This is a genomic window from Candidatus Woesearchaeota archaeon, assembly GCA_020854775.1.
Taxonomy (GTDB): domain Archaea; phylum Nanobdellota; class Nanobdellia; order Woesearchaeales; family 21-14-0-10-32-9; genus 21-14-0-10-32-9.
Genome location: JAHKLZ010000010.1, coordinates 1 through 4,088, shown reverse-complemented (window position 1 = coordinate 4,088; position 4,088 = coordinate 1). Strand labels below are relative to the sequence as shown.

The following is a 4,088-nucleotide window of genomic DNA, read 5'->3' as shown; positions in this document are numbered from 1 at the left end:
CGACCATATCAACAAAGCAAGACTGATTTTCCCTGTACTTTTGGATGAGATTGAGCACTATGACTCGGAAAAAATCGTGATATCTGTTTACGGAGGATCCGGGGTAGGAAAATCGGAAATAGCATCTCTTTTATCTCACTACTTGAGAGAATTTGGGATAGGTGCTTACACCATGTCAGGGGATAATTACCCTCACAGAATCCCGAAATTTAATGATCTTGAAAGAGAGCGAGTGTACCAGGAAAAAGGCGTTGAGGGATTGCGGGAATATCTTGGCTCTGAGCTTGAAATCAATTTCAAAGAAGTAAATCAGATCATCAAATTATTCAAGGAAAACGAAAAGTACATTTATTTGAGGCGTATGGGAAGAGAAGTTGGGGAATTGTGGTATGAACCGGTTGATTTCTCAAACATCCAGATATTAATGCTGGAGTGGACACATGGAAACAATCACAATCTACATGGCATTGATATCCCTGTCTTCTTAAACAGCACCCCGGAGGAGACTCTGGCCCACAGAAAAGCCAGAAACCGAGATGGAAAAGTAGATAGCCCATTTACAACCTTAGTCTTAAAACTGGAACAGGAATTATTAGCATCGCAACTTGGACGCGCAAAAATTCGTATTACGAAAAGTGGATTTTTGGAATGATTTTGTTGTTCCTTATGCAGCTGTTTCAATCGCTCCAAAAATAAACCTCAATGATTAATTGGGAGGATCACAAAAATGAAAAATCAGTCTACAGGTCCAATGCTGAACGCTTATCCAGACAGTATGGGAGGCAGTCTGAAAGATATTGTCAAAATCCTTGAAAAAGACGAATTTCGAAATATTTTCGATGGTTTTTACATCTTGCCAAGTCTCTTCCACAGTGATTTGGATCGGGGATTTTCCATTATCGATTACGAATTGGAGAAAACCCTGGCAACAGAACAGGACCTGGAGCGGCTAAAAGCGCTTGGAATAGCCTTGAAGCTTGACTTTGTTCTGAATCACAAATCGGTAAACTCGATGGAGTTCAAAGACGTTCTGGAAAAAGGTGCTGCTTCTGAATATAAGGACTTTTTTATCAATTGGAATACTTTCTGGAAGGGCTATGGAAGCCTTAGTGCGGATGGATATATCGTGCCAGAGCAAAAGTACATAAAAGATATGTTCTTTCGAAAACCCGGGCTTCCAATTTTGATGGTGGATTTTCCGGATGGCACAAGGGTTCCCTATTGGAATACGTTTTATCAGGAAGTGAAGGATGATCCTGATTCACCTTTTGGAAAGAAATATCTCGGTCAGATGGATCTCAATATCAAATCACCGTTGGTGTGGAAGGATTATGAAGAAACATTAAGAAAAATAGCTTCATATGGAGCGAAGCTGGTACGACTTGATGCATTTGCATATGCGCCAAAAGAGCCGGGTGAAAGAAATTTTCTAAATGAACCCGGTACCTGGGATTTGCTGGAGCAGATACAGGAACTGGCAGATCAAATCGATTTGACACTTTTGCCAGAAATTCATGCTAGTTATGGCGAAAAAATCTATGAAAAACTGTCCCGGAAGGGATATATGACCTACGATTTCTTTTTACCGGGATTACTGATCTATGCCATCGAAAATCGCTCCGGGGAATGCCTGGTACGCTGGGCAGAGGAGTTACAACAAAAACAAATCCGAACAGTCAATATGCTCGGATGTCACGACGGGATCCCGGTTTTAGATTTGAAGGGCTTTCTGCCAGATGATGAAATTCAGAAGCTGATTGAGCTGTTGGTGAAACGTGGCGGTTATGTGAAAAATCTTCACGGTCAGAAAAACATATATTACCAGGTCAATGCCACCTATTACAGCGTACTGGGCGAGGACGATCGTAAACTTTTATTCGCAAGAGCTGTACAGATGTTTATGCCAGGCAGACCACAGGTGTGGTATCTGGATCTGTTCGCAGGCAAGAATGACTACGACGCAGTTAAAAGAGCTGGGGAGGGCGGACACAAAGAAATAAATCGAACCAATCTCCGTACAGAGGATGTTGAAAAATTAATGAATCAGGAAGTCGTAAAAGAACAGCTTCGACTGTTGAAATTCCGAAATTCCTGTGAAGCATTTGGGGAAGAGGCTGTGCTCACCATGGAAACCGAAGGAAGCAAGGTCAAGTTCTTATGGACAAGAGGGAAATATCAGGCTGGTCTTATTGCAGATTTTCAAAGTTATAAGTATGAGATTGTCACTGAAATCGAGAATGACAATAGATAAAAGGGGCACGGAGGAATAATAATGTATAGCGATGATTGGCTGGCGCAAAGGTATTCAAGCGACAAGAAAATTCAAGTATCGGAATTAGTTTTTTATAGAATTTGGCATGATAATGCTGGTACAGAGATCGGTGCAACCGTGGACTTTGAACTCGCCAATGATTTTCACTATGAATTGCTTATTTCAGAATGGCGAAGGGTGCTGACCAATATTCTCGGTGTCAGTGAACCCGGCGAAGTTACCGCCAAATTTAGTGATTATTTTGAAAAACATAAAGGGGTTTTCGATTTTGAAAGTTCTTTGATAATACACGGCATAGTGTTTCAAAAGATAGCCTATTATTAGTTCGAATTATGAACATATTTTTTGTATCAAATAATCATGCTACTTTCAAAGCTCGGCAAATGTCTCGTGCAGAGAAAGTGGTGTTAATATCCAAAGAACGAATCTGGGACCGATAAAGTCAAAATGGGTTTTATATCATTTAACTTGGATTACTACCAAAACAATATTCAAGAACTAGAGTCATCACCATTCACCGAGGAACGTCTCTACAAAGCAAAACAACTGCTGAAAATGCTGGATGATTTGCAAGACGAAGGATATTCATATTTGCGTATTCAATTGGAAGAGAAGTTTTCCGGTATCACCAAGCTTCGCCATTACCTGGCAGATAATAATGCAACACCTTTTGAAATCAGCCCTCGGATTGTAGATACAAATGAATTGATCTATTCTGGTGATAGGTTTGAATTGGAAGCGATACTTAGAAAAATTGATAATGAAATTCAGCCTCAACCAATAAAGGAACCGCATCCCTTCATTGAAGAGCTCATCACCTTTTGTGAATGGGTAGGATACGAGGAAGACACTGCCTATATTTTTCTTCTACGAGACACCTTACTGCCCTATCTTTACTTTTCACGCAAAGGCAGAAATCCGATTTATCCGTGGCTGATGGGAAGAAAAATGCTGGAAAAGCTTACGGGAGAAGAAGATGTCGACGAGGCGATCCGGGACCCGCTGTTAGAAGCCCTGGAAGAAGCAAACGTCAAAACATTTCGCGAATTGTGTGACTTTTCATTTCCACGAATCAGAAAAAACCTGGAAAAATACCCCGTCGTAACAACAACGGTAAAAAATTTGTTAGGTCAGATCCAGGAAAAGAGGATTATCGTGATCGAATCTGGTTGTTATGGCACTTTTCCCATGCTTCTTTCGTGTTTTGACCCGAGGGTTGAATTCAGGATGTATACTGCCGTTCCATATCTTACAGATATTTATTCAGACAGATTATTCACCAGGGCATATGAAAAAATAAGACTTTTTGAGACGCTCTATTCCCAGGATATGTACTTCAGGCTTGCTGATTTTGCGGATAATCGGTTCTTTGTTGAAATATGTACAGATAAGACCGTCGAAGAAAAAGCCTTGGATGAAATTAGGCAAATGTTATTTTAAATTTGAATCGGTTCAATAATTTTCCAAGTCTTATTAGAGAGCGAATATTACCAAGAGGAGCAATCGGAATCACGGGCAAACTTAGCTCCATAATTAAAGCCAGAATGAAGACTAAAATCCACAACAGTTCTCTCATTTTTTGATCACACAGATCATGTGTTTCTCAATCAAGTAATCTCTACAAAATACACCGGAACCTTTGACAGGCCATTTAAAAAAGAAATTTCACTCTTTGATTTCGTGAAATTTCCAATTTTTGATATTCTGTTTTATATTTCCACCTAAGAGTGAAACTTTGAATGATTCGTTCTGAAACGAGCTTTCTCGTCTCATTTTTGCTTACTGTTTGCTTTTCACTCCTGGATACTGCGGGGTG

4 protein-coding genes are annotated in these 4,088 nt (G+C 40.1%); all 4 read left to right on the top strand.

Annotation, left to right across the window (positions count from 1 at the left end; translation table 11 throughout):
* Positions 1–652 (top strand): adenylyl-sulfate kinase (locus tag KO361_03115; protein MCC7574558.1); only part of this gene is annotated, 652 nt, incomplete at its 5' end.
* A 75-nt stretch (positions 653–727) separates the two neighbouring features.
* Positions 728–2,251 carry a sucrose phosphorylase gene (gene gtfA, locus KO361_03110; protein MCC7574557.1) on the top strand — a complete coding sequence of 508 codons (1,524 nt, stop codon included), beginning with the start codon at positions 728–730 and terminating at the stop codon, positions 2,249–2,251.
* 21 nt (positions 2,252–2,272) lie between these two features.
* A complete protein-coding gene (locus KO361_03105; protein ID MCC7574556.1) occupies positions 2,273–2,596 on the top strand; it encodes a hypothetical protein in 324 nt (107 codons plus the stop codon).
* A gap of 123 nt (positions 2,597–2,719) precedes the next feature.
* Entirely contained in the window at positions 2,720–3,712 is a 993-nt protein-coding gene (locus KO361_03100) for a hypothetical protein (protein MCC7574555.1), read from the top strand.
* Positions 3,713–4,088 lie beyond the last annotated feature (376 nt).